Raw genomic sequence first — 21,788 nt, forward strand, 5'->3', positions numbered from 1 at the left:
CGCCGCCCGGCACGGCACCTCGCCGCGTTGTCGCGGCACCCGAGTACGCCCGGTACGGGGGCGCCGCTCCGCCGTGCGATCCACCGCACCGCACGGCGCGGAAACGCACCCCACTTCCCCGAGACCGCTCAGGGGGTGTCCATGGCAGCGCCCCCGCGTTCCGGCCGGAATGCGGGGGCGCTGCCATGCGTACGTCTGCGTGCGCTGCGTACGGTCTGCGCTCAGTCGCCGATCAGGGCGTCCACGAACGCCTCCGGCTCGAAGGGCGCCAGGTCGTCCGGTCCCTCGCCGAGGCCGATGAGCTTGACCGGGACGCCGAGCTCGCGCTGCACGGCGACGACGATGCCGCCCTTGGCGGTGCCGTCGAGCTTGGTCAGCACGATGCCGGTGATGTCCACGACCTCGGCGAAGACACGGGCCTGGGTCAGGCCGTTCTGCCCGGTGGTGGCGTCCAGGACGAGCAGGATCTCGTCCAGCGGGCCGTGCTTCTCCACGACGCGCTTGACCTTGCCGAGCTCGTCCATGAGGCCGGTCTTGGTGTGCAGGCGGCCGGCGGTGTCGATGAGCACCACGTCGGCGCCTTCGGCGATGCCCTCCTTGACCGCGTCGTAGGCGATCGAGGCCGGGTCGCCGCCCTCGGGGCCACGCACGGTGCGCGCGCCGACCCGCTCACCCCAGGTCTGGAGCTGGTCGGCGGCGGCGGCACGGAAGGTGTCGGCGGCGCCGAGCACCACGGAGCGGCCGTCGGCGACGAGCACGCGGGCCAGCTTGCCGGTGGTGGTGGTCTTGCCGGTGCCGTTGACCCCCACGACCATCACGACGCCCGGGGTGTCCACGCCGCTCTCGGTCTTCACCGCGCGGTCGAAGTCGGTGCCGACCAGGGTCAGCAGCTCCTCCTTGAGCAGGGCGCGCAGGTCCGCGGGGGTGCGGGTGCCGAGCACCTTGACCCGCTCGCGGAGCCGGTCCACGAGCTCCTGCGTCGGCACGACACCGACGTCGGCGATCAGGAGGGTCTCCTCGATCTCCTCCCAGGTGTCCTCGTCGAGGTGCTCGCGCGAGAGCAGCGTGAGCAGCCCCTTGCCGAGCGAGTTCTGCGACCGGGCGAGCCGGGTGCGCAGCCGGACCAGGCGGCCGGCGGTGGGCTCGGGCACCTCGATCTCGGGGGCGGCCGGAGCCGCGGGTTCGAGGACGGCGGGCGCCTCGGGAGCCGCAGCCTCCGCTTCGGGGAGGCCGACCTCCTCGATGGTGCGGCGGGGCTCTTCCGCCGTCTCTACGGCGTCCTCCCCCACCTGCGGTTCGGTGGGCGGGGCAGTGATGGTCGGTGTGCTGGGCGGCGCCGAGGGCGGCAGCTGCTTCTTCTTGCGGCTGCCGACCACGAGCCCGCTGATCACGCCGACCGCGACCAGGGCGATGACTACAGCAAGGATGAGGATGTCCATAACGCGTCCAGTATCGGCCACGGCAGCCCCGGACCCCCGTTTCCGGCGCTTGCGACCAGGCCGTAAGGCTCTATTTGTGCTCTTAGCAGCACATCTACGATGATGGGCGGATTCCCGTACGCCCTGCCCACCCGGAGTGCCGCATGCCTGCCGAGCCCGTCGAAGGCGCGATACAGACGCCGCCCGAGACGTCCGTCGAGACGCTGCCCGAGACCTCGGTCGAGACCCGCGGCCTCGAGCCCGTGCCGGACGGCGAGCGCAGCGGCCGGGTCCGCGAGCTCGTGCCCACCTGGGTCGCCGCCAACATCAGCGTGCTGCTGCTGACGATGGGCGCGGGCCTGGTGATCTTCAACAAGCTCAACATCTGGCAGGTGCTCGTCGTCGCGGTCGCCGCGCCCGTCGTCTCGTACGGGCTCGTCGGCCTGATCTCGATCGCCGGGAAGCGCGGCGGCGCCCCCGGCATGGCCCTCTCGCGCGCCGTGTTCGGCCAGCGCGGCAATCTCTTCCCCGGCGCACTGATCTGGGTCGCCCGCTGGGGCTGGGAGACGATCAACGCGGTCAGCGGCGCGTTCGCCATGCTCACCGTGCTGGACCTGCTGTTCGGCGTGCAGAAGAACACGGCCCTGATCGTGGTCACCCTGCTGCTCTTCGTCGGCTGCACCTTCCTGGTGTCCGGCCTCGGCATCAGCGCGCTGCGCGTCTGCTCGACCTGGTCGACGTACCTCTTCGGCGCCTTCAGCGTGCTCGTGCTCGGCTATCTGGTCGCGGAGACCGACTGGTCCGCCGTCTTCGACAAGCCGGCCGGCTCGACGGCGATGATGATCGCCGGGATCGGCACCATCGCCGCGGGCGGCATCAGCTGGGTCCCGTCCGGCCCGGACTTCACCCGCTACCTGCCGCGTACGGCCTCCGCCAAGGGCATGGTCGGCGCGACGATCGGCGGCGCCGCCGTCGTCGTCATCCCGATGGTGCTGATGGGCGCGGTCATGGCGGTGGGCACCCCGGACCTGGCCACGGCCCAGGACCCGGTCTCCTTCATCGGCAATCTGCTGCCCGCCTGGATCGCGGTCCCGTACCTGCTGGTCGCGCTCGTCGGCATGCTGCTGATCAACTCGATGTCCATGTACTCGGCCGGCTTCACGGCGCAGACCCTCGGCATCAAGGTCCCGCGCGCGGCGGCCGTCAGCGTCAACGCCGTCATCAGCCTGGTCTTCGGCTTCCTGCTGATGGTGGTCGCGACCAGCTTCTTCGGCTCGTTCATCTCCTTCCTGACGCTCCTCGCCGTGGCGTTCTCCGCGTGGATCGGCGTCTTCGGCGTCGACATGCTGCGCCGGACCTCGTACGACGGCGCCGCGCTGCTCGACACCACCCGCACCAGCGCCTACTGGTACCGGGGCGGGTACGCCTGGCAGGCCATGACCGCGTGGGGCCTGGCCCTGGTCGTGGGGCTGCTCTTCACCAAGGTCGACTGGTTCGGCGGACCGCTCGCCGGCACCTGGATCGGGCAGAACGGCCTGGGCTGGGCGGCCGGCATCGTCACCTCCGGTGTGCTGTACGCCGTACTGCCGCGCACCCCGGCTCCGGCGGCCGGCGCGGCCGAGGCCGAGGAGCCCGCGCTCGCCGGATCCCTGTCCAACTGACGCCACGTCAGCTAGCGTCCCCCTTCGCCCGCCCACCCACCTCCGGCGAAGGGGGACTTCTCCATGCCCATCACCGTGGCCCGGTTCAATCTCGTCGACCCGAACGGCACCCCCGAGACCCTCTCCGCCCGTTACAAAGCCGCGCTGGAGATGGCGAGGTACGCGGACGACCGCGGCATCGACACCGTCCAGACCGAGGAGCACCACGGCGCCGCCAACAACTGGCTGCCCTCGCCGTTCGCCTTCGCGGGCGCGGTCTTCGGGGCCACCCGCCGGATCGCGGTCACCGTCTCGGCGATCATCGGCCCGCTGTACGACCCGCTGAAGGTGGCCGAGGACATCGCGGTCCTCGACCTGCTGAGCGGCGGCCGCCTCGTCACGGTCGCGGGCATCGGCTACCGGCCCGAGGAGTACGAGCAGCACGGCGTCGAGTGGGGCCGGCGCGGCCGGCTCCAGGACGAGCTGCTGGAGACCCTGCTGCGGGCGTGGACCGGCGAGCCGTTCGAGTACCGCGGCCGTACCGTACGGGTCACCCCGCGACCCTTCACGCAGCCGCACCCGCTGCTCCTGGTCGGCGGCAGCTCCAAGGCCGCGGCCCGGCGTGCGGCCCGGCTGGGGCTGCCGTTCTTCCCCAGCGCACACCTGCCGGAGCTGGAGGCGTACTACCAGGCGCAGCTCGCGGAGCACGGGACGGAGGGCTTCTGCATGATGCCCGCGGCCGAGACGCCGCTGCTGCACATCGCGGAGGACCCGGACCGGGTCTGGGCCGAGTACGGCGACCGCTTCCTGCACGAGGCGGGCATGTACGCCTCGTGGCAGTCGAAGGACATCCGCAGCGCCGTCCGGTCGGCCGCGCGCACGGTGGCGGAGCTGCGCGCGGAGGGCGTGTACCGGGTGCTGACCCCGGACGAGGCGGTCGCGTACGCCCGGGGGGCGGGCGAGGCGGGGAACCTGGTGCTGCACCCGCTGTGCGGCGGGATGCCGCTGGACGAGGGCTGGCGCAGCCTGCACCTGTTGTGCGAACAGGTGCTGCCCCGGCTCAAGGACTGAGCGGGGGCAGCACCTGCCGTAAGAGGAGAGGGGGTGTTGGCGGGGGTGGTTACCCCATCTCCTCCAACGCCTTGCCCTTGGTCTCCGGCACCCACCTGAGGATGAACGGGATCGAGAGCGCGGCGAAGATCGAATAGATGACGTACGCACCGGACAGGTTCCAGTCCGACAGCGACGGGAACGAGACGGTGATGACCCAGTTGGCGATCCACTGGGCGGCGGCCGCCACGCCGAGGGCGGCGGCGCGGATGCGCCCGGGGAACATCTCGCCGAGCAGCACCCAGACCACCACGCCCCAGGACAGGGCGAAGAAGAGGACGAAGCAGTTGGCGGCGATGAGCGCGACGAGCCCCTGGGTGTGCGGCAGGGCGATGTCGCCGCCGCTGGTGTCCTTGTAGGAGAAGGCCCATGCGGCGAGCCCCAGGGAGATCGCCATGCCGACCGAGCCGATGAGCGCGAGGGGCTTGCGGCCGATCCGGTCGACGAAGATCATCGCGATCACCGTGCCGATGATGTTCACGACGGAGGTCTCGAAGGAGTACAGGAAGGAGGAGCTCGGGTCGATGCCGACCGACTGCCACAGCGAGGAGCTGTAGTAGAAGATCACGTTGATGCCGACGAGCTGCTGGAAGACGGACAGGCCGATGCCGATCCAGACGATGGGCAGGAAGCCGAAGCGGCCGCCGAGCAGGTCCTTGAAGGTGGACTTGTGCTCGGAGTGCATGGCGTGCTCGATCTCGGCGACGCGCCCGTCCAGGTCGATCTTCGAGCCCTCGACCTCGGTGAGCACCTTCTTGGCCTCGTCGGTGCGGCCGACGGAGACGAGGAAGCGGGGGGACTCCGGGATGACGAAGGACATCAGCCCGTAGAGCACGGCCGGAACGACCATGACGCCGAGCATCCACTGCCAGGCTTCGAGGCCGCCGATCTCCCCGCGCTGGTCGCCGTCGGCGAGGTTCAGGATCCCCCAGTTGACGAGCTGGGAGACGGCGATGCCGATGACGATCGCGGCCTGCTGGAACGAGGCGAGCCGACCGCGGTAGGCGGCCGGGGACACCTCGGCGATGTAGGCGGGGCCGATGACGGAGGCCATGCCGATGCCGAAGCCGCCGATGACGCGCCAGACGGCGAGGTCCCAGAGGGCGAAGGGGAGGGCCGAGCCGATCGCGCTCGCGGTGAACAGGATGGCGGCGATCTGCATGCAGCGGATACGGCCGATCCGGTCGGCCATGCGGCCGGCCGTGGCCGCACCGAGTGCGCAGCCGATCAGCGCGGCGGCGATCACCTGGGCGAGTACGGCCGAACCGACGTCGAACCGCTCGCGGATGGCCACGACGGCGCCGTTGATGACCGAGCTGTCGTAGCCGAAGAGGAAGCCGCCCATGGCGGCCGCGGCGGCAATGAAGATGACGTGCGCGAGGTGGTCGGGGTGGGCGGCCCGGCCGCCGCCGCCCGGCACCGGCTCCTGCGCTGTGCTGCTGGTCAAGGTCTGCTCCTGCGGTGCCCGGCTGCGGTGACGGGCTGGGTGGGGGTGATTCCTTCCAGTGGCGCACAGCTGAAGATCCGGCACCACCCGAAGGGGAAAGGCAGCGGGAGCGAGCCTATGTGTTCAGTTCTTGAAGTCAAGAGGCGGGGGGAAGTTCACTTGCCTGGTTGCCGGGGATAGAGACATTCACTTCTCGAACGAACGGATGGGTCAACGAAGTCGCTGGCTGATGACCTTGGAGACGCCGTCGCCTTGCATGGAGACGCCGTACAGCGCGTCGGCGACCTCCATCGTCCGCTTCTGGTGCGTGATGACGATCAGCTGGGAGCTCTCCTGGAGCTCCTCCATGATCCGGATCAGCCGCTGCAGGTTGGTGTCGTCGAGCGCGGCCTCGACCTCGTCCATCACGTAGAACGGGCTGGGCCGGGCTTTGAAGATGGACACCAGCAGGGCGACGGCCGTCAGCGACCGCTCGCCGCCGGAGAGCAGGGAGAGCCGCTTGACCTTCTTGCCGGGCGGCCGGGCCTCCACGTCCACGCCGGTGGTCAGCATGTTGTCGGGGTCGGTGAGGATCAGCCGGCCCTCGCCGCCGGGGAACAGCCGCGAGAACACCCCCTCGAACTGCCGGGCCGTGTCCCGGTAGGCCTCGGTGAAAACCTGCTCGACGCGCTCGTCGACCTCCTTCACGACCTGAAGGAGATCGGCCCGGGTCTTGCGCAGGTCCTCCAGCTGCTCGCTCAGGAACTGGTGGCGCTCCTCCAGCGCCGCGAACTCCTCCAGGGCGAGCGGGTTGACCTTGCCGAGCTGCTGGTACGCACGTTCGGCCGCCTTGAGCCGCTTCTCCTGCCGAGCCCGTACGAAGGGCCCCGGCTCGGCGTCCTCGTCCGGGTCCTCGCCCTCGGCGGGCGGGCTCGGCGGCACCGGCTGGTCCGGCCCGTACTCGGCGACGAGACCGGCCGCCTCCATCCCGAACTCCTCCAGCGCACGCGACTCCACCTGCTCGATGCGCAGCCGCTTCTCGGCGCCGAGCACCTCGCCGCGGTGCACGGAGTCGGTGAGCTTGTCGAGCTCGCCCTTGAGGTCGCGGCCGCGGGTCCGGGCCTCCCCGAGCTCCCGCTCGCGCAGGCCCTTGGCGTACTCGGCGGTGGTGCGCTCCCGTTCGGCCCGGCGCAGCGAGACCTCCAGGTGCGCGAGCAGCTGCCGGGCTCCGTCGGCGACGGCGCGGGCCACTTCGGCCTCGTGGCGCAGCCGTGCCCGGCGCCGCTCGGCGCGGGCCCGGGCCTCCCGCTCGGCGCGGGCCCCGCGATCCAGGGAATCAGCCCGCCCGGCCAGCCCCTTGACCCGCTCTTCATGGGTCCTGAGCTGCAGCCGGGCTTCCATCTCGGTCTGCCGGGCGTTGGCCCCGTCGGCGGCGAGCCGGTCCCGCACCGCGGTGTCGGCCTCCTCCTCGACAGGCATCTCCTCGGCGATGGCCAGCCGTTCGGCGCACTCCTCGACATCGGTCAGCGCCTGCTCCAGCGCGTCCTGGGCCTTGGCCGCGGCGGCGGCACTGCGCTCGGCCTCGCCGGCGGCCCCCTTCGCCTGCCCGGCGAGCCGCCCCAGCTGCTGCGCCACCCCGGCCCGGGCCTGCTCCCCGGCCCGGCGGCGCTCGCCGATCTCCTCGACACGCGCGACGAGTTCCCGCCTCAGGGCCTGGGCGGCGTCCCGGGCCGCGCCGAGCTCCGCACACTGCCCGTCGAGCCGTACGAGTTCACCCTCCGCCTCGTCGACGGCGGCCTGCACCTCGATGAGGCTCGGCGCCCCGGCGGAACCCCCGTGCGCGAGGTGCGCGCCGAGCACGTCCCCGTCGAGGGTCACGGCGACGAGGTCGGGCCGCGCCCCGACGACCCCTTCGGCCTCGTCGAGCGTCCCGACGACGACGTACTCCCGCAACACCCAGGCCACGGCCCGCACAACACCGGCATCCCCCTGCACCAACCCCCCGGCAGCCAGCCCTGGCCCGCCGGCCAATCCCGGCCCGGCCAACCCGAGGCCCGGCACGGCCGGCGCGGCACCTTGACCGGAGGCCCCGACGGGCAAGCCCGGCACGGTCGACGCGGCGCCCTGGCCGGAGCCTGCGGCGGACAACGCCCCGGGCGTGGAACCCCGGCCCTCCCGCCCTGCGGGCAACCCCAACCCGACCGTCGCCCAAGGCGCGGGGGCCGCGGTCGAGCCCGGGGCAGCCGATTCCGGCCCCTCCGGCGTTTGAGGCGCGGGGTCCGGGGCGGAGTCCCGGGTTCGGGAAGGGGCGAGGCGGGGGAAAGTTCCCCCCGGCCCGACCCCGTCGGCCGCGGCCTGTCCCGGAAACGGCGTCCCGGCCGAAGAGCCCGGCGGGTACACGGCATCCGCGCCGGCGGCAGCCCCACCCGCCGGGCCACCCGTGGCCAACGCCCGGCTCGGCAACGGGATCCCGCCCTCCGGAGCCTGGGGATCCGCGTCGGCAGCGGTCCGACCCGCCTGGACTGCAGCATCCGCGCCCGCGAAGGCCTGACCCGGGATCGGGATCCCGGCCGACGGATCCGCCGGGGCGGGGGTGATCAGGAACGTGGCCCGGCCCGCATCCGCGTCCCGCAGGTGGCGGATGGCGTCGGCCGCCGCGCCCGGGGAGGCCACCGCCACCGCGTCCGCCGCGGAGCCCAGCGCCGCCGCCACCGCGACCTCGTACCCCGGAGTCACCGACAGCCGCTCCGCCGCCGGCCCCAGCAGCCCGGCCAGCCGCTCCCGCACCGCAAGCAGCGCCCCCGTGCCGTCCTTCCTCCGCAGCCCCAGCGCCAGCGCATCCCGCCGCGCCGACACCGCCGCCCGCGACTTCTCCGCGGCCGTCACCGCGTCCCGCGCCGCCGTCTGCGCGGCCTCCGCCGCCGCGAGCTCCGCCCGCGCCGCCGCGTACTCCTCGTCCACCGCCGGGTCCTCGAGCCCGCCGACCTCCTCGGCCAGCGCCTCGTACTCCGCCTGCGCGGCCCCGGCCCGGGACTCGGCCTCGTCCCGCGCCGCCACCAGCCGGTCGATCTCCGCCTGCGCGGCCCCCGCCCGGGACCGGGCAGCGCCCAGCCGCCCCGTCAGCCGGGCCAGCCCCTCGCGCCGGTCGGCGATGGCCCGCGCGGCGTCGCGCAGCCGCCGCTCCTCCTCGGCCAGCGACCGCTCCAGCTCCGCCCGGTGCTCGACGGTATCCTCCAGCGCCCGCGAGGCCGCCTCCAGCGCGGCCGTCAGCTCCGCCTCCTGCTCGCGGATCCGCGCGGCCTCCCGCTCCATGCTTTCAGGGTCCCTCTGGTTCGAGCCGCCCCGCTCCTCCTCGGCCGGAGCCGAGGCCGACTTGACCCGCGCGTCGGCCAGGGACGCGGTCCCGCGTACCCGCTCGGCCAGCTGCGACAGCTCGTACCAGGTCTGCTGGGCCCGCTGGAGCCGCGGCGTCAAGTGCCGCACCGTTTCTTCCAGCTGCGCCTCGCGCCGCAGCGCGTCCGCGAGCTGGGCCTCGGCCGCCTCCTTGCGCTCCTTCAGCGCCGCCTCGTCCGCGACCTCCGCGTCCAGCGCGCCCCGCAACGTGACCAGGTCGTCGGCGAGCAGCCGCAGCCGCGCGTCGCGCAGGTCGGCCTGGATGACGGCGGCCCTCCGGGCCACCGCGGCCTGCCGCCCCAGCGGCTTCAGCTGGCGCCGCAGTTCATCGTTGAGGTCCTGCACGCGCGCGAGATTGGCCTGCATCGCGTCCAGCTTCCGCAGTGCCTTCTCTTTGCGCTTGCGGTGCTTGAGTACGCCGGCCGCCTCCTCGATGAAGGCGCGGCGGCCCATCGGATCGGCGTGCAGGACAGAGTCCAGCTGGCCCTGGCCGACGATGACGTGCATCTCGCGGCCGATTCCGGAGTCGGAGAGCAGCTCCTGGATGTCGAGCAGCCGGCAGGTGTCGCCGTTGATCTGGTACTCGCTGCTGCCGCCGCGGAACATGATCCGCGTGATCGTGACCTCGGCGTATTCGATCGGCAGGGCGCCGTCAGAGTTGTCGATGGTGAGCGAGACCTCGGCGCGCCCGAGCGGCGGCCGCCCGGTGGTCCCGGCGAAGATGACGTCCTCCATCTTGCCGCCGCGCAGGGACTTGGCACCCTGCTCCCCCATGACCCAGGACAGCGCGTCCACCACGTTGGACTTGCCCGAGCCGTTCGGGCCCACGACGCAGGTGATACCGGGCTCGAAGCGCAGGGTGGTTGCAGAGGCGAAGGACTTGAAGCCACGCAGGGTCAGGGACTTGAGGTGCACGCCGCCGGACTCTACCTTTCGCGTTCGGTTTCACCCATGAAGGTGCAGGGCACAACTGACGTTAAAGGAATCGGCCCCCCACCTGGCCCAACGTGCTCGCGCACGGGTGGCGCGGTGGTAGCTGACGCGGTGGTCAAAGAAAGAAGGGACGCCGGAGCGTCCCTTGCAGATCATGCGGGGCTGTAGTCGAGCGACGAGTTGAGCGCGGATCAGGTGAGCGCAGGCTCCGCCTGGGGTACGTCGATGTCGATGCGGTCCAGCAGCGAGTCTCCGTGCTGAGCGGCGGCCGCATTCAGCGCGTCGTTTTCGGACTGAATCCGTACGAGCTCGGACTCGAGGTCCTGGACGCGCTGCTGAAGCCGTCGCATCTCGGCGAGGAGTCGCGGATCGGAACCGCCGACGTAACCGAGAAGCGCCTTTGCCATGATGGATGGTCCTCCACACTGAGTGACCGACCGAAGCGGTGTGGGTCGTGAGGGAATCGCACCCGCGGATGTCCGGCAGCGACTGTCAGTCACTGCACGCGTTCTTTTGCTAACACGGCTACTGCCAGCACTGCCAAACAGCTCAGGTGCGCGGGGCTTCCAGCGTCTCACCAAAAAGTTTGACGGTCAACACGATCACGCCCCGTATCGGCGGGCAGCCCGGCTCTCCCAAGGGACGTGGAGATCGTCCGCTGCTTCGAGCCTTCCACGGTTCGGGCCGACAGGCAACGCGTCGACGGCGAACGCGCAGATCCGACGGGGTGCGGACCGTTGAGAGATGTGATCAGTACATGATCAGTCGATCGGTCACCGACTGACGAACCCGTCGTAGCCACCGCGCGGTGTGCCCCAGATCTCTGTCACTCCGTCCACCTTCCCGGGCGTGTCGGCGGAGCGCAGCCAGTCGAGCAGCCGGTGGCAATTCTCACGTTGACCTTCAGCCACAACCTGCACTCGTCCGTCGTCGAGGTTGAGCGCGAACCCGACGACTCCGCCGATCTCCAGCGCATTGGCCCTGGTGAACCAGCGGAAGCCCACTCCCTGTACGCGGCCGCGCACCCAGGCGGTCAGGCGGACATCTTCATTCATGCGTGAACGCTAACCGGGCAAAGAGTTTCGGCCCACATCGCCCCCGCGCCCCATGGCGTACAGTCGCGCAGCAATGAACTCGCCCATTTGGGTGAGTAAGGGATGATCTTGACCTGCAAGGAAGGTACGCGCCGATGGGACGCCACCGACTCCCCGCCGCGCCGGACCACGGCGGCAAGCGCCACGCCCTCGTGCGGGGTGGCCTGCTGGGCGTCGCCGTGGCCGTGGCCCTCGGCACGGCGGCCGTGACCACCGGCATGGTGCCGGTCAGCACTTCCTTCCCCTATGTCGGCGTCACCGCCGACAGCCCGGCCGCCAAGACGCGGGCCGAGGCCGAGGCTTCGCCGAGCCCCGACACCGCGGCCGAGCAGCAGGGCGGGCTGGCCAACCTGTCCGGCCGCGCTTCCTCGGGCCCCGGCACGGGCAGCCCGTCCCCCTCGGCCTCCCCCTCGCCATCGGCCTCCCCTTCCCCGTCGGCCTCGGCGAGCCCTTCCGCCTCGCCCACCCCGTCCGCCTCTGCCTCCGCCAAGGAAGCTCCGAAGCCGGAGAAGAAGCCGGTCCCGGTGCCGGTGCCGCCGAAGACGGCCGCGCCCAAGCCGCCGGCCCCGCCGGCCCCGCCGGCCCCGCCGGCCCCGAGGCCCCCGACGCCCCCGACGCCCCCGACGCCCGACACCGGCCACTCCGCGGAGGAGGCCGCCGTACTCACCCTGGTCAATCAGGAGCGCGCACAGGCCGGCTGCGGTCCCGTCCGGGCGAACCCGCCGCTCGCGGCACTGGCCGGCGCCTTCAGCAAGGACATGGCCACCCGCGGCTTCTTCGACCACACCGACCCCGACGGGAACTCCCCGTGGGACCGGGCCACCAACGCGGGCCTCTCCGGGCTCGGCGGCGAGAACATCGCCCGCGGCCAGGGTGACGCCCAGGCGGTCATGAACGCGTGGATGAACAGCCCGGGCCACAAGGCGAACATCCTCAACTGCGAGTTCCGCACCCTGGGCGTCGGCGTCTACGTCGCGGCCGGCGGCCCCTGGTGGACCCAGGACTTCGGCTTCTAGCCGCAGCACCGCAGCCCCGGCGGCGAGCACCTACCAAGCGCTTACCAACCGAAAGCGCAAGCTTCTGGCAAGCGCTGTGCGGAGTTAAGCTGGTCGCCATGGAGACACAGCTTCCGTTCGACGCCTTCGCGCGCGCTTGCCCGTCCCGGGCAACCCTGGAGCACGTCACGGGCCGCTGGGGCAGCCTCACCGTGGGCGCCCTGCGCGACGGCTCGTGCCGCTTCAACGAGCTGCGCCGCAAGGTGGACGGCGTGAGCGAGAAGATGCTCTCCCAGACCCTGCAGGCGCTGGAGCGCGACGGCATCGTCCACCGCGAGGCGCAGCCGACGAACCCGCCGCGCGTCGACTACGAGCTGACCCCGCTCGGCATCGAGGTCGCCGACCGGCTGCTCGCGCTCATCCACTTCCTCGAGGGCAGCATGCCCCAGGTCATGAACGCCCGGGAGACCTACGACGCCACGCGCGGCGGCCGCTGACAGCGCGGGCAGAAGTAGCTGGACCGGTTCATCCACGGGCGGCGCCGCATCGGGGTGCCGCAGCGCCGGCACGGCTCGTCCTCACGCCCGTAGGCGTCGAGCGAACGGTCGAAGTAGCCGGACTCTCCGTTCACGTTGACGTAGAGGCTGTCGAAGCTGGTGCCGCCGACCGCGAGGGCCGCGTTCATCACGTCCCGGACATGCCCGAGGAGTTCCGCGCTCCGGGGGCGCGTCAGCGTGGCGGTGGGGCGCTCGTAGTGCAGCCTGGCCCGCCACAGCGCCTCGTCGGCGTAGATGTTGCCGACGCCGCTGATCAGGGACTGGTCCAGCAGGGCCCGCTTGACGGTGGTCCGCCTGGCGCGCAGCGCCGCGTGGTACACCGCCTCGTCGAAGAGGGGGTCCAGCGGGTCCCGGGCGATGTGCGCGATGACGTCGGGCAGCCCGTCGGCGGTGTTCTCGTGGAGCGAGAGACCGCCGAAGGTGCGCTGGTCGACGAAACGCAGCTCGGTCCCGGCGGTGTCCCGGAAGCGCACGCGGATGCGCAGGTGCTTCTCGTCGGCGGCCTCTTCGGGCTGCACGAGGAGCTGTCCGCTCATACCGAGGTGCCCGAGCACGGAGAGGTCCCGCCCCTCCAGGGGCAGCCACAGGTACTTGCCGCGCCGCTGCGCCACGCCGATCGTCTCGCCCGTCAGCCGCGCCGCGAAATCGGCCCCGCCGGCGGGGTGGCGGCGTACCGCGCGGGGGTGCAGCACCTCGACGGCCTCGACCGTCCGGCCGGCCACCCAGCGCTCCAAGCCCCGCCGTACCACTTCGACTTCGGGCAGCTCGGGCACGGCGGTCCTCCGGAGGGGGTGCGTTCTGGTCGCTCCCGGCGAGCGTACCGGCCTCCCCCGCCCGGCCCGGAAACGGGTCCGCCCGCCCCTGCTCGGCAGGGGCGGGCGGGAGATCCCGAAGGAAGGGCTCAGCCGTTCGGCGTCGGTTCGGCGGGCGTCGGCGACCCGCCGCCCTCGGCCGGGGCCTCGGTGTCGGCCGGGGCCGCCACCGTGACCTGTGCGGCCGCAGAGGCCGCGGCTTCCGCCGCGATCCGCTCGTCCGCCTTGGCACGGATACCGCGCCATGCGGACTCCGCAGCCTGCTGTTCCGCTTCCTTCTTGCTGCGGCCGGTGCCGGTGCCGTACGAGACACCACCGACGCGGGCGGCAGCGGTGAAGGTCTTCTCGTGGTCCGGACCGGTCTCGGTGACCAGGTATTCCGGTACACCGAGGCCTTCGGCCGCCGTGAGCTCCTGGAGACTGGTCTTCCAGTCCAGGCCGGCCCCGAGGTTCGAGGACTTCTCGATGAGCGGGTCGAAGAGCCGGTGAACCAGCTCCGAGGCCGCGTCGAGGCCCTGGTCGAGGTAGACCGCGCCGATCACCGCTTCAAGGGTGTCGGCGAGGATGGAGGCCTTGTCCCGGCCACCCGTGCCCTCTTCGCCCCGGCCGAGCCGGATGAAGGAGCCGAGTTCGAGGCCGCGCCCGACCTCCGCCAGTGCGCGTGAGTTGACCACCGCGGCCCGCAGTTTGGCCAGCTGGCCTTCGGGCAGGTCGGGGTGGGTCGTGTACAGCGTGTCCGTGACCACCAGGCCGAGCACGGAGTCCCCGAGGAACTCCAGGCGCTCGTTGGTGGGCAGACCGCCGTTCTCGTACGCGTACGAGCGGTGGGTCAGTGCACGCACCAGAAGGGCGGTCTCGAGTCGATACCCGAGCCGCCCTTCCAGAAGCGTGTGGGACGAGGCCGCGTTGTTACTGTCTGCCTGCTTCTCAGCGTTGGACAGCTCAGACATTGCGCCTCTCACCAGCCGCTCAGACCTCGAGGACCTGGCGCTTGTTGTAGGTGCCGCAGCTCGGGCACGCAATGTGCTGGAGCTTCGGCTCCTGGCAACGCTCGCACGAAACCAGGGTGGGGACCGCAGCCTTCCACTGCGACCGGCGGTGGCGCGTGTTGCTGCGCGACATCTTCCGCTTCGGAACAGCCACGGCTACTTCTCCTGCTTCTCGGCGGCGCCCTGAACTCCGTCAGAGGCAGTGCCGCTCATGTTGTCCTTCTCGACGCCCTGATCGGTGACGAGTCCTTGCAGTGCCGCCCAACGGATGTCGACGGCGTCATGGTGGTGGTCCGGGTCGTCGTTCAGGCTGAGCCCGCAATCGGGGCACAGTCCGAGACAGTCCTCCCGGCACACCGGCTGCATGGGCAGTGCGAGCACCACCACATCCCGCAGCACGGGTTCGAGGTCGAACAAACCGTCCTCGAGGAAGAGCGTGTCCTCGTCGTCCTCGGCGTCGTCGGCCGGCTCCGCCTTGGTGCGGCTCCGGTCGTCGGCGTCAGGGTACGAGAACATCTCCTGGAAGTCCGCCTTGAGCTCGCGCTCGACGGGCTCCAGACACCTTACGCACTCCCCTACGGCCGCTGCACGGGCGGTGCCTGTGACAAGCACCCCTTCCATGACCGACTCGAGGCGGAGGCTGAGCTTCAGCGGGGCGCCTTCCGGAACCCCGATGACGCCGACGAGACCGAGGTCCGCCGGTGCCGCGATCTCACGGGACAGCCGCTGCATGGCACCAGGACGCCGGCCCAGCTCGTGCGTGTCGAACACGAGAGGGTTGCGGTGGTCGAGGCGGGTATTCAGGGCCGTTCCTGCTTTCACAGATCGCTGAAGATCAAAATTTCCGCCACTTGCGGGCAGCATGGATCGCGGAGCATACGCGCGACCGAAGAGCCAGGATACCCGGCGCTTCGCTCTGAGCCCAATCCGGCCCTAGCGTCCCTGTTCGTACTGGCGCAGCTGGTCCAGGTTGATCATGCTCGTGTCGAAGAAGCTGGTCTCGTCGAGGGCGGGCTGCTGGGGCTGCTGCGGGGCCTGCGGCTGCTGCTGGTAGGCCGCGTAGGGGTCCGGCTGCTGCTCGTAGCCCATCGTCGCGTACGGATCCGGCTGCTGGACCTGCTGCTGATAGGCGTACGGGTCCCCATAGGAGGGCGCGGCGTAAGCCGCTCCAGCAGTGGAGCCGGTGCTTGCACCGGGATACGCGTCCTGCTGCTGGGGCTGCTGGTAGCCGTACGCGTCGTACGCCGGCTCCTGCTGGGCCTGCGCCGGGATCGCGGGGGCCATCGGAGCCGCCGGCTCCGCCAGGCCCGCCAGGAAGTCCGCGTCGCTCGCCGAGCGGGACTGCTGCGAGGCTGCGGCGTCCTGGGCGGCCATGTGCGCGCCGAGGTCGTCCGTGGGCACCCGGCCCAGCAGCTTCTGGCGGCCCCGGCCGACCGCCTCGAGGGTCTTGGAGAGCACCGCCTCGAAGGTCGCCAGCTTGGTGTCCACGTACGCGTCCGCCTGCTGCCGCTGCGTGTCCGGATCGTGGCTGCGCTCGGGCGCGTCCATGTCCGGGTAGCCGTGCTCGTCCAGGCCGGGGCCGCGGCCCAGGAGCTTCTCCCGGCCCCGGTCCACCGAACCGATGGTCTTGCTCAGCACGACCTCGAAGTTCGCGAGCTTGCTGTCGACGTAGTCGTCGGCCTCGGCCCGGATCTCCTCGGCCTCCCGGCGGGCCTCTTCGAGGATCCGGTCCGCCTCCGCCTGCGAACGCCGCGCGATCTCGGTGTCGGAGATCAGCGAACCGCGCTGGTTGTGGGCGGCGTCGATGATCCGCTCCGCCTCCCGGCGGGCCTCCTCGACCATCTGCTCCCGCCCGCCGATGAGCTCCTGAGCCTGCGCGAGCGAGCCGGGGAGCGCCTGGCGCACCTCTTCGAGCTGGGCGAGCAGCTCGGCGCGGTTGATCACGCACGAGGCCGACATGGGCATGGACCGGGCGCCGCCGACGGCCGCGACGATCTCGTCGAGCTTCTTCTGCACGTCCATGGGGGCTCGCACTCTCTCGGCCTCGGGCGGTTCCTGAGACGGACGGGACGACTGTAAGGCCACCGGGCGAACGCCCGACACCGACTGACGGCCCGTCAGTCGGTCAGCGGGCGGCGAGCCGCTCGGTCAGCGCCGCGTGCACGTGCGGCGGCAGCAGGTGGGCGACGTCGCCGCCCCAGGCGGCGACCTCCTTGACCAGGGAGGAGGACAGGAAGCTGTAGGTGGGGTTGGTCGGCACGAACAGCGTTTCGACGCCCGAGAGCCCCATGTTCATCTGGGCCATCTGGAGCTCGTAGTCGAAGTCGCTGACGGCGCGCAGGCCCTTGACGATGGCCGGGATGTCGCGCTGCTTGCAGAAGTCGACGAGCAGGCCGTGGAAGGACTCCACCTCGATGTTGCCGTAGTCGGCGGTCGCCTCGCGGATCAGCTCGATCCGCTCCTCTACGGTGAACAGCCCCTGCTTGGACTGGTTGATCATCACGGCGACGTGGACGACGTCGTAGAGCCGGGAGGCCCGGCCGATGATGTCGAGGTGTCCGTTGGTGATGGGGTCGAATGACCCGGGACAGACGGCTCGGCGCAACTTGGGTCCCTCGCTCTCCGGTGCGGGCATCATGAGTCTTCGCTGGTGAAGGCGGCGCGACCGTACCAAAGGGTGCCTTCGCCGTACTTGCGGGAGCGCAGCGGCTCGAACCCCTCGGGCCACGGGAACGCACCGCTCCTCGTACCGCGCTCCACGGTGACGAGCGCATCGTCCGTGAGCCAGCCATTGGCGCGGAGTGTGAGGAGGATCTCGCCAAGATCGCCGTGGCCGACGGCGTACGGCGGGTCCAGGAAGACGACGTCGTACGGGTCCCCGCCCGCCGCGGCCGCCACGATCTGCTCCGCCTTGCCGGCCCGGAACTCGGCGCCGGGCAGGCCCAGCGCCTTGATGTTGTCCCGGATCGCCTTGGCTGCCTTGGCCTCGGGCTCGACCAGCAGCGCGTGGGAGGCGCCGCGGGAGAGGGCCTCCAGGCCGACGGCGCCGGAGCCGGCGTACAGGTCGAGCACCCGGGCGCCCTCGACTCCGTGCAGCGACTCCCAGGTGGAGAACAGGCCTTCGCGCATCCGGTCCGAGGTCGGCCGGGTGCCGGTGCCCGGGGGCACGGTCAGCCGTCGCCCGCCGGCGCTGCCGGCGATCACGCGGGTCATCTGGGGTCCTTCGGTACGACGGTGGCGGTCGGGGTACTGACAGGTACTGCCGGGCCGTTTCCGTTCCTGCCCGGTACTGCGGAGTTCAACGATAGGTCGTACCGCTCCGGGCGGCCCCGGGCGGTACCGCTCAGCCCTTCTCCAGGTACTGCTCCCGCTCGGTGTCAAGCAGGGCCTCCAGCGCGCTCCTCAGGCCCGGCAGCCGCTCCAGTTCCGGGTCGGCGGCGACCACGCGGGTGGCCTCCTCCCGGGCCTGGGCGATGACCTCCTCGTCCTCGATGACCGCGAGCATGCGCAGCGAGGACCGCACGCCCGACTGGGCCTGGCCCAGCACATCGCCCTCGCGGCGCTGTTCCAGGTCGATCCGGGAGAGCTCGAAGCCGTCCAGGGTGGCGGCGACCGCGGCGAGCCGGGCCCGGGCGGGGCTCGCCTCGTGCATCTCGCTGACCAGCAGGCACAGGCCCGGCGCGGAGCCGCGGCCGACGCGGCCGCGCAGCTGGTGGAGCTGGGAGACGCCGAACCGGTCCGCGTCCATGATCACCATGACCGTGGAGTTCGGGACGTTCACGCCGACCTCGATGACGGTGGTGGCGACCAGCACCTTGACCTCGCCGGCGGCGAAGCGGCGCATGACGTCGTCCTTGTCGGCCGGGTCCATCCGGCCGTGCAGCACCTCCACCGGCAGCCCGGCGAGCGGCCCCCGGGTGAGCTGCTCGGCGATCTCCAGGACGGCCAGCGGCGGCCGCTTCTCGCCGTCGTCCTCGGCGGTCTTCTTCTTCGGGTTCTTCGGGTCGTCCTCGCCGTCGCCGATCCGCGGGCACACCACGTACGCCTGGTGCCCGTTCTCGACCTCCTCCCGCACCCGCTCCCAGGCGCGGGTCAGGAAGTGCGGCTTGTCCTTCGCCGGTACGACGTGGGTGGCGATCGGGGAGCGGCCGGCGGGCAGCTGGTCCAGGACGGAGGTCTCCAGGTCCCCGAAGACGGTCATCGCGACCGTGCGCGGGATCGGGGTCGCGGTCATCACCAGCAGGTGCGGGGGCTGCTTCCCCTTGGACCGCAGCGCGTCGCGCTGTTCCACGCCGAAGCGGTGCTGTTCGTCGACCACGACCAGGCCGAGGTCGTGGAACTGCACCTTGTCCTCGATGAGCGCGTGCGTGCCGATCACGATGCCGGCCTCGCCGGTGACCAGGTCGAGCAGGGCCTGGCGGCGCGCGGGCATCCCCATGGAGCCGGTGAGCAGCACGACCTTGGTGCCCTGGTCGGAGCCGCCGAGCATTCCTCCTTCGGCGAGCTCGCCCATCATCTCGGTGATGGAGCGGTGGTGCTGCTGGGCGAGCACCTCGGTGGGGGCCAGCATGGCTGCCTGCCCGCCGCAGTCCACGACGGCGAGCATGGCCCGCAGCGCGACCATCGTCTTCCCACTGCCGACCTCGCCCTGGAGGAGGCGGTGCATGGGGTGTTCGGTGGCCAGGTCGTCGAAGATCTCCTTCGAGACGGTCTGCTGGCCCTCGGTGAGGGTGAAGGGGAGCTTGGCGTCGAAGGCGTCGAGCAGGCCGCCGCGAGCGGGGCGGCGCGGGACGGCCGGGAGCTGGGCGTCGGCGTGCCGGCGGCGGGCCAGGGCGACTTGGAGGACGAAGGCCTCGTCCCACTTCAGCCGCTGCCGGGCGTCCTCGATGTCGGCCTTGGTGGTCGGGCGGTGGATCTTGAGGAGGGCCTCGGTGAGCGGGACCAGTCCGCGGCCCTCGCGCAGTGCGTCCGGCAGCGGGTCCACGGCCTCATGGGCGCTGGGCAGTACGGCGTCCACGCATTTGGCGATCTTCCAGGACTCCAGCTTGGCGCAGGCCGGGTAGATCGGGATGAGCTGGTTTGCGAACGCGGTGGCGGCGTCCCGGTCGGAGGCGTCCGCGCCCAGAGGCTCGTACGCGGGGTGGGCCAGCTGGAGCTTGCGGTTGAACATGCCGACCTTGCCCGCGAACATGGCGCGGCTGCCCGGCAGCAGGTCCTTGTGCGGCTTGTGGACGCCCGCCCCGAAGAAGACCAGCTGGAGGCGGCCGCTGCCGTCGGTGATGGTCACCTCCAGGCGCTTGCCGCGGCCCCCGTTGAACGTCAGGATCCGGGCGTCGGCGACCTGGGCGACCACCGTCACGTGCTCGTCGATCTGGTCGGCGAGCTCCGCCAGCGAGGTCAGCTCGCCGCGCTCGGCGTACCGCCGCGGGTAGTGGTGGAGCAGGTCCAGGGCCGTGTGCAGGCCGAGCTGCTCGGCCAGCACCTTGGCGGTGGCGGGGCCGAGCGTCTTCTTGAGGTCTTCGTCGAGCGCGGGCACGTGTTCATTGCACACCATCGCGCTGACAAGCCGGCTATTCGACCCCGATGAGGAGGGGCGCCGAGTACCGGCCGCCGCGGTAGGTGACGGTGTCCACCGCCAGGTGTCCGTGCTGTACGTACGCCTCCAGGCGCTCGGCGAGGGCGTCCGGCACCTCCGGTCCCAGGACCAGGGTGACGAGTTCGCCGCCGGAACCCAGCATCCGCTCCAGGACCGCCTCGGCGGTCTCGGTGAGGCCGGTCCCGATGACGGCGACGTCGCCGTCGATGAGCCCGAGCACGTCCCCGGCCTGGCAGATGCCGGCGGAGGTGAAGGACTGCCGTTCGGCGACGGCGAGTTCCGCGTAGCGGGTGGCGCCGGCCGCCGCGGTCATGGCGACGACGTCCTCGTCGAAGCTGCCGTCCGGGTCGTGCACGGCGAGGGCGGCCAGGCCCTGCACCGCGGACCGGGTGGGGATCACGGCCACCCGTACGCCGTCGGCGCGGGCCCGCTCGGCCGCGGCGGCCGCGGCCGCGCGCTGGTCGGCGCCGCCGGGCAGCAGCACCACCTCGCGGGCGTGCGCGCGCCGGATGGCGTCGACGAGTGCGGCGGCGTCCGGGACCTCCCCGGGGCGGGTGAGCACGGTGGTCGCGCCCGCCTCCCCGCACAGCCCGGCCAGCCCCTCGCCCGGGACCACGGCGACCACGGCCCGCTGGACGCGTTCCCCGCGCGCCCGGCGCCGCTCGTCGCCGAAGTGGGTGATGCGGATGCGGTACGGCCGCCCGGCGACCACGCCGGCTTCCACGGCGGCGCCGGGGTCGTCGACGTGGACGTGCACGTTCCACAGTCCGTCGCCGCCGACCACCACCAGGGAGTCCCCGAGCCCGTCGAGGCGCTCGCGCAGCTCCCCCACGGCCGGCTCGGCGGCCTCCAGCAGGTAGATCACCTCGTACGCGGGCCCGCCCTGCTCCTCCGCGTCGCAGGGCCGCGGCGGCTGCGGTACGGGCACGGCCCGGCCGCGGACCGCCTCGGCGGCGGGCTCCTGGCCGGACAGCGCCTGCCACAGCGCCCCGAGTACGGCGACCAGCCCGCAGCCCCCGGCGTCGACCACCCCGGCCCGGCCCAGCTCGGCCAGCTGCCCCGGGGTGTCCGCCAGGGCCGCGCGGGCCGCGTCGTAGGCGGCCCGGGCCACGTCCGCGGCGGTTCCGGCGGCCGCCCCCGCCGCCTCGCCGGCCCGCGCCGCCGCGGCGGCGACGGTGAGCATCGTGCCCTCCACCGGGTGCGCGACCGCCCGGTACGCCTCCTCGGCGGCCCGGGTCAGCGCCTGGGCCAGCAGCCGGCCCGGCCCGCGGTCGCCGGGCTCGTCCCCCAGTACGTCGGCCACTCCGCGCAGCAGCTGCGCCAGGATCGTCCCGGAGTTCCCCCGGGCGCCTATGAGGGCGCCGTGCGCGTAGGCCCGTACGGCCTGGGAGAGGGAGGGGGTCCGGGCCCCGGCGTCCGGCCCGGGCCCTGTGGTCTCGCTCACGTCCGCGGGCGCCGCCCCGAGGGCCTCGGCCAGTGCGCGGTCCGCCGATTCGGCGGTCAGGTAGAGGTTGGTGCCGGTGTCCGCGTCCGCGACCGGGTAGACGTTGATCGCGTCGATGTCCTCGCGGGCCCGGCCCAGTGCGGCCACGGCCAGCGAGCTCCAGGTGCGCACCGCTTCGGCGTCGAGCTCGTCGGGGGGCTGCGGCTGCGGCTCGTGCGGCACCGGGCGTTCCTCCTTGTGCGGGCCAGGGTTCACCGCAGGGTAACCAAGGACTGCCGGGCGTCCGGGACCGCGGGGCGGGGTCGGCGGCAGCCATGGTAGTTTTCTTGGACGGACGCAGTCGTTGTATGCTGCTCCGGTTGCCCGATGAGAGTCGGGCCA

General features: G+C 72.1%; 18 protein-coding genes. 4 read left to right on the forward strand and 14 right to left on the reverse strand.

Annotated features, from left to right (window positions below; translation table 11 throughout):
• Positions 1-221: 221 nt before the first annotated feature.
• Entirely contained in the window at positions 222-1,439 is a 1,218-nt protein-coding gene (gene ftsY, locus AB0M76_RS27210; RefSeq protein WP_365955364.1) for a signal recognition particle-docking protein FtsY, read from the reverse strand.
• A gap of 143 nt (positions 1,440-1,582) precedes the next feature.
• Between ftsY and AB0M76_RS27215 the strand changes: the two genes are divergently transcribed.
• Positions 1,583-3,079, forward strand: coding sequence for a cytosine permease (locus AB0M76_RS27215; protein ID WP_365955365.1), 1,497 nt, complete (start codon positions 1,583-1,585; stop codon positions 3,077-3,079).
• 63 nt (positions 3,080-3,142) lie between these two features.
• Positions 3,143-4,129 (forward strand): LLM class flavin-dependent oxidoreductase, encoded by a 987-nt coding sequence (locus tag AB0M76_RS27220; RefSeq protein WP_365955367.1) that lies wholly within the window; start codon positions 3,143-3,145, stop codon positions 4,127-4,129.
• Between the two features lie 49 nt (positions 4,130-4,178).
• Here AB0M76_RS27220 and AB0M76_RS27225 read toward each other — a convergent pair whose 3' ends face one another.
• The 4 genes from AB0M76_RS27225 to AB0M76_RS27240 all read right to left on the reverse strand — a co-directional run bounded on the left by AB0M76_RS27225 (position 4,179) and on the right by AB0M76_RS27240 (position 10,975).
• Positions 4,179-5,615, reverse strand: coding sequence for a sugar porter family MFS transporter (locus AB0M76_RS27225; RefSeq protein ID WP_365955368.1), 1,437 nt, complete (start codon positions 5,613-5,615; stop codon positions 4,179-4,181).
• A 210-nt stretch (positions 5,616-5,825) separates the two neighbouring features.
• Positions 5,826-9,902 carry an AAA family ATPase gene (locus tag AB0M76_RS27230; protein ID WP_365955369.1) on the reverse strand — a complete coding sequence of 1,359 codons (4,077 nt, stop codon included), beginning with the start codon at positions 9,900-9,902 and terminating at the stop codon, positions 5,826-5,828.
• 209 nt (positions 9,903-10,111) lie between these two features.
• Positions 10,112-10,327 (reverse strand): hypothetical protein, encoded by a 216-nt coding sequence (locus AB0M76_RS27235; RefSeq protein ID WP_030162422.1) that lies wholly within the window; start codon positions 10,325-10,327, stop codon positions 10,112-10,114.
• 366 nt (positions 10,328-10,693) lie between these two features.
• Positions 10,694-10,975: an acylphosphatase gene (locus AB0M76_RS27240; protein ID WP_365955370.1), complete on the reverse strand. Its 282-nt coding sequence runs from the start codon at positions 10,973-10,975 to the stop codon at positions 10,694-10,696.
• Between the two features lie 134 nt (positions 10,976-11,109).
• Between AB0M76_RS27240 and AB0M76_RS27245 the strand changes: the two genes are divergently transcribed.
• Together AB0M76_RS27245 and AB0M76_RS27250 are read left to right on the forward strand one after the other, a co-directional pair.
• The gene (locus AB0M76_RS27245; protein WP_365955371.1) at positions 11,110-12,030 is read left to right on the forward strand and encodes a CAP domain-containing protein; all 921 of its coding nucleotides are present in this window, start codon (positions 11,110-11,112) and stop codon (positions 12,028-12,030) included.
• A 98-nt stretch (positions 12,031-12,128) separates the two neighbouring features.
• Positions 12,129-12,506 carry a helix-turn-helix domain-containing protein gene (locus AB0M76_RS27250; RefSeq protein ID WP_365955372.1) on the forward strand — a complete coding sequence of 126 codons (378 nt, stop codon included), beginning with the start codon at positions 12,129-12,131 and terminating at the stop codon, positions 12,504-12,506.
• Here AB0M76_RS27250 and mutM read toward each other — a convergent pair.
• The 9 genes from mutM to AB0M76_RS27295 all read right to left on the reverse strand — a co-directional run bounded on the left by mutM (position 12,479) and on the right by AB0M76_RS27295 (position 21,629).
• Positions 12,479-13,339 (reverse strand): bifunctional DNA-formamidopyrimidine glycosylase/DNA-(apurinic or apyrimidinic site) lyase, encoded by an 861-nt coding sequence (mutM, locus tag AB0M76_RS27255; protein ID WP_365955373.1) that lies wholly within the window; start codon positions 13,337-13,339, stop codon positions 12,479-12,481. The two genes, AB0M76_RS27250 and mutM, sit on opposite strands and share 28 nt — an antisense overlap.
• 128 nt (positions 13,340-13,467) lie before the next feature.
• Entirely contained in the window at positions 13,468-14,328 is an 861-nt protein-coding gene (gene rnc / locus AB0M76_RS27260; RefSeq protein ID WP_365955374.1) for a ribonuclease III, read from the reverse strand.
• Positions 14,329-14,347: 19 nt separating this feature from the next.
• A complete protein-coding gene (gene rpmF, locus AB0M76_RS27265) occupies positions 14,348-14,521 on the reverse strand; it encodes a 50S ribosomal protein L32 (RefSeq protein WP_003965982.1) in 174 nt (57 codons plus the stop codon).
• Positions 14,522-14,523: 2 nt separating this feature from the next.
• Entirely contained in the window at positions 14,524-15,231 is a 708-nt protein-coding gene (locus AB0M76_RS27270; RefSeq protein ID WP_266663345.1) for a DUF177 domain-containing protein, read from the reverse strand.
• 69 nt (positions 15,232-15,300) lie between these two features.
• Positions 15,301-16,389 (reverse strand): cell division initiation protein, encoded by a 1,089-nt coding sequence (locus tag AB0M76_RS27275; protein ID WP_365955375.1) that lies wholly within the window; start codon positions 16,387-16,389, stop codon positions 15,301-15,303.
• Between the two features lie 103 nt (positions 16,390-16,492).
• Positions 16,493-16,972, reverse strand: coding sequence for a pantetheine-phosphate adenylyltransferase (coaD, locus tag AB0M76_RS27280; protein ID WP_365955376.1), 480 nt, complete (start codon positions 16,970-16,972; stop codon positions 16,493-16,495).
• A 29-nt stretch (positions 16,973-17,001) separates the two neighbouring features.
• Positions 17,002-17,580 (reverse strand): 16S rRNA (guanine(966)-N(2))-methyltransferase RsmD, encoded by a 579-nt coding sequence (gene rsmD, locus AB0M76_RS27285; protein WP_266663349.1) that lies wholly within the window; start codon positions 17,578-17,580, stop codon positions 17,002-17,004.
• Positions 17,581-17,710: 130 nt separating this feature from the next.
• Positions 17,711-19,921 (reverse strand): ATP-dependent DNA helicase RecG, encoded by a 2,211-nt coding sequence (gene recG / locus AB0M76_RS27290; protein ID WP_365955377.1) that lies wholly within the window; start codon positions 19,919-19,921, stop codon positions 17,711-17,713.
• 16 nt (positions 19,922-19,937) lie between these two features.
• Positions 19,938-21,629 (reverse strand): DAK2 domain-containing protein, encoded by a 1,692-nt coding sequence (locus tag AB0M76_RS27295; protein ID WP_365955378.1) that lies wholly within the window; start codon positions 21,627-21,629, stop codon positions 19,938-19,940.
• Positions 21,630-21,788 lie beyond the last annotated feature (159 nt).

The sequence above is a fragment of the Streptomyces sp. NPDC051364 genome (assembly GCF_040682115.1).
Classification (GTDB): Bacteria; Actinomycetota; Actinomycetes; order Streptomycetales; family Streptomycetaceae; genus Streptomyces.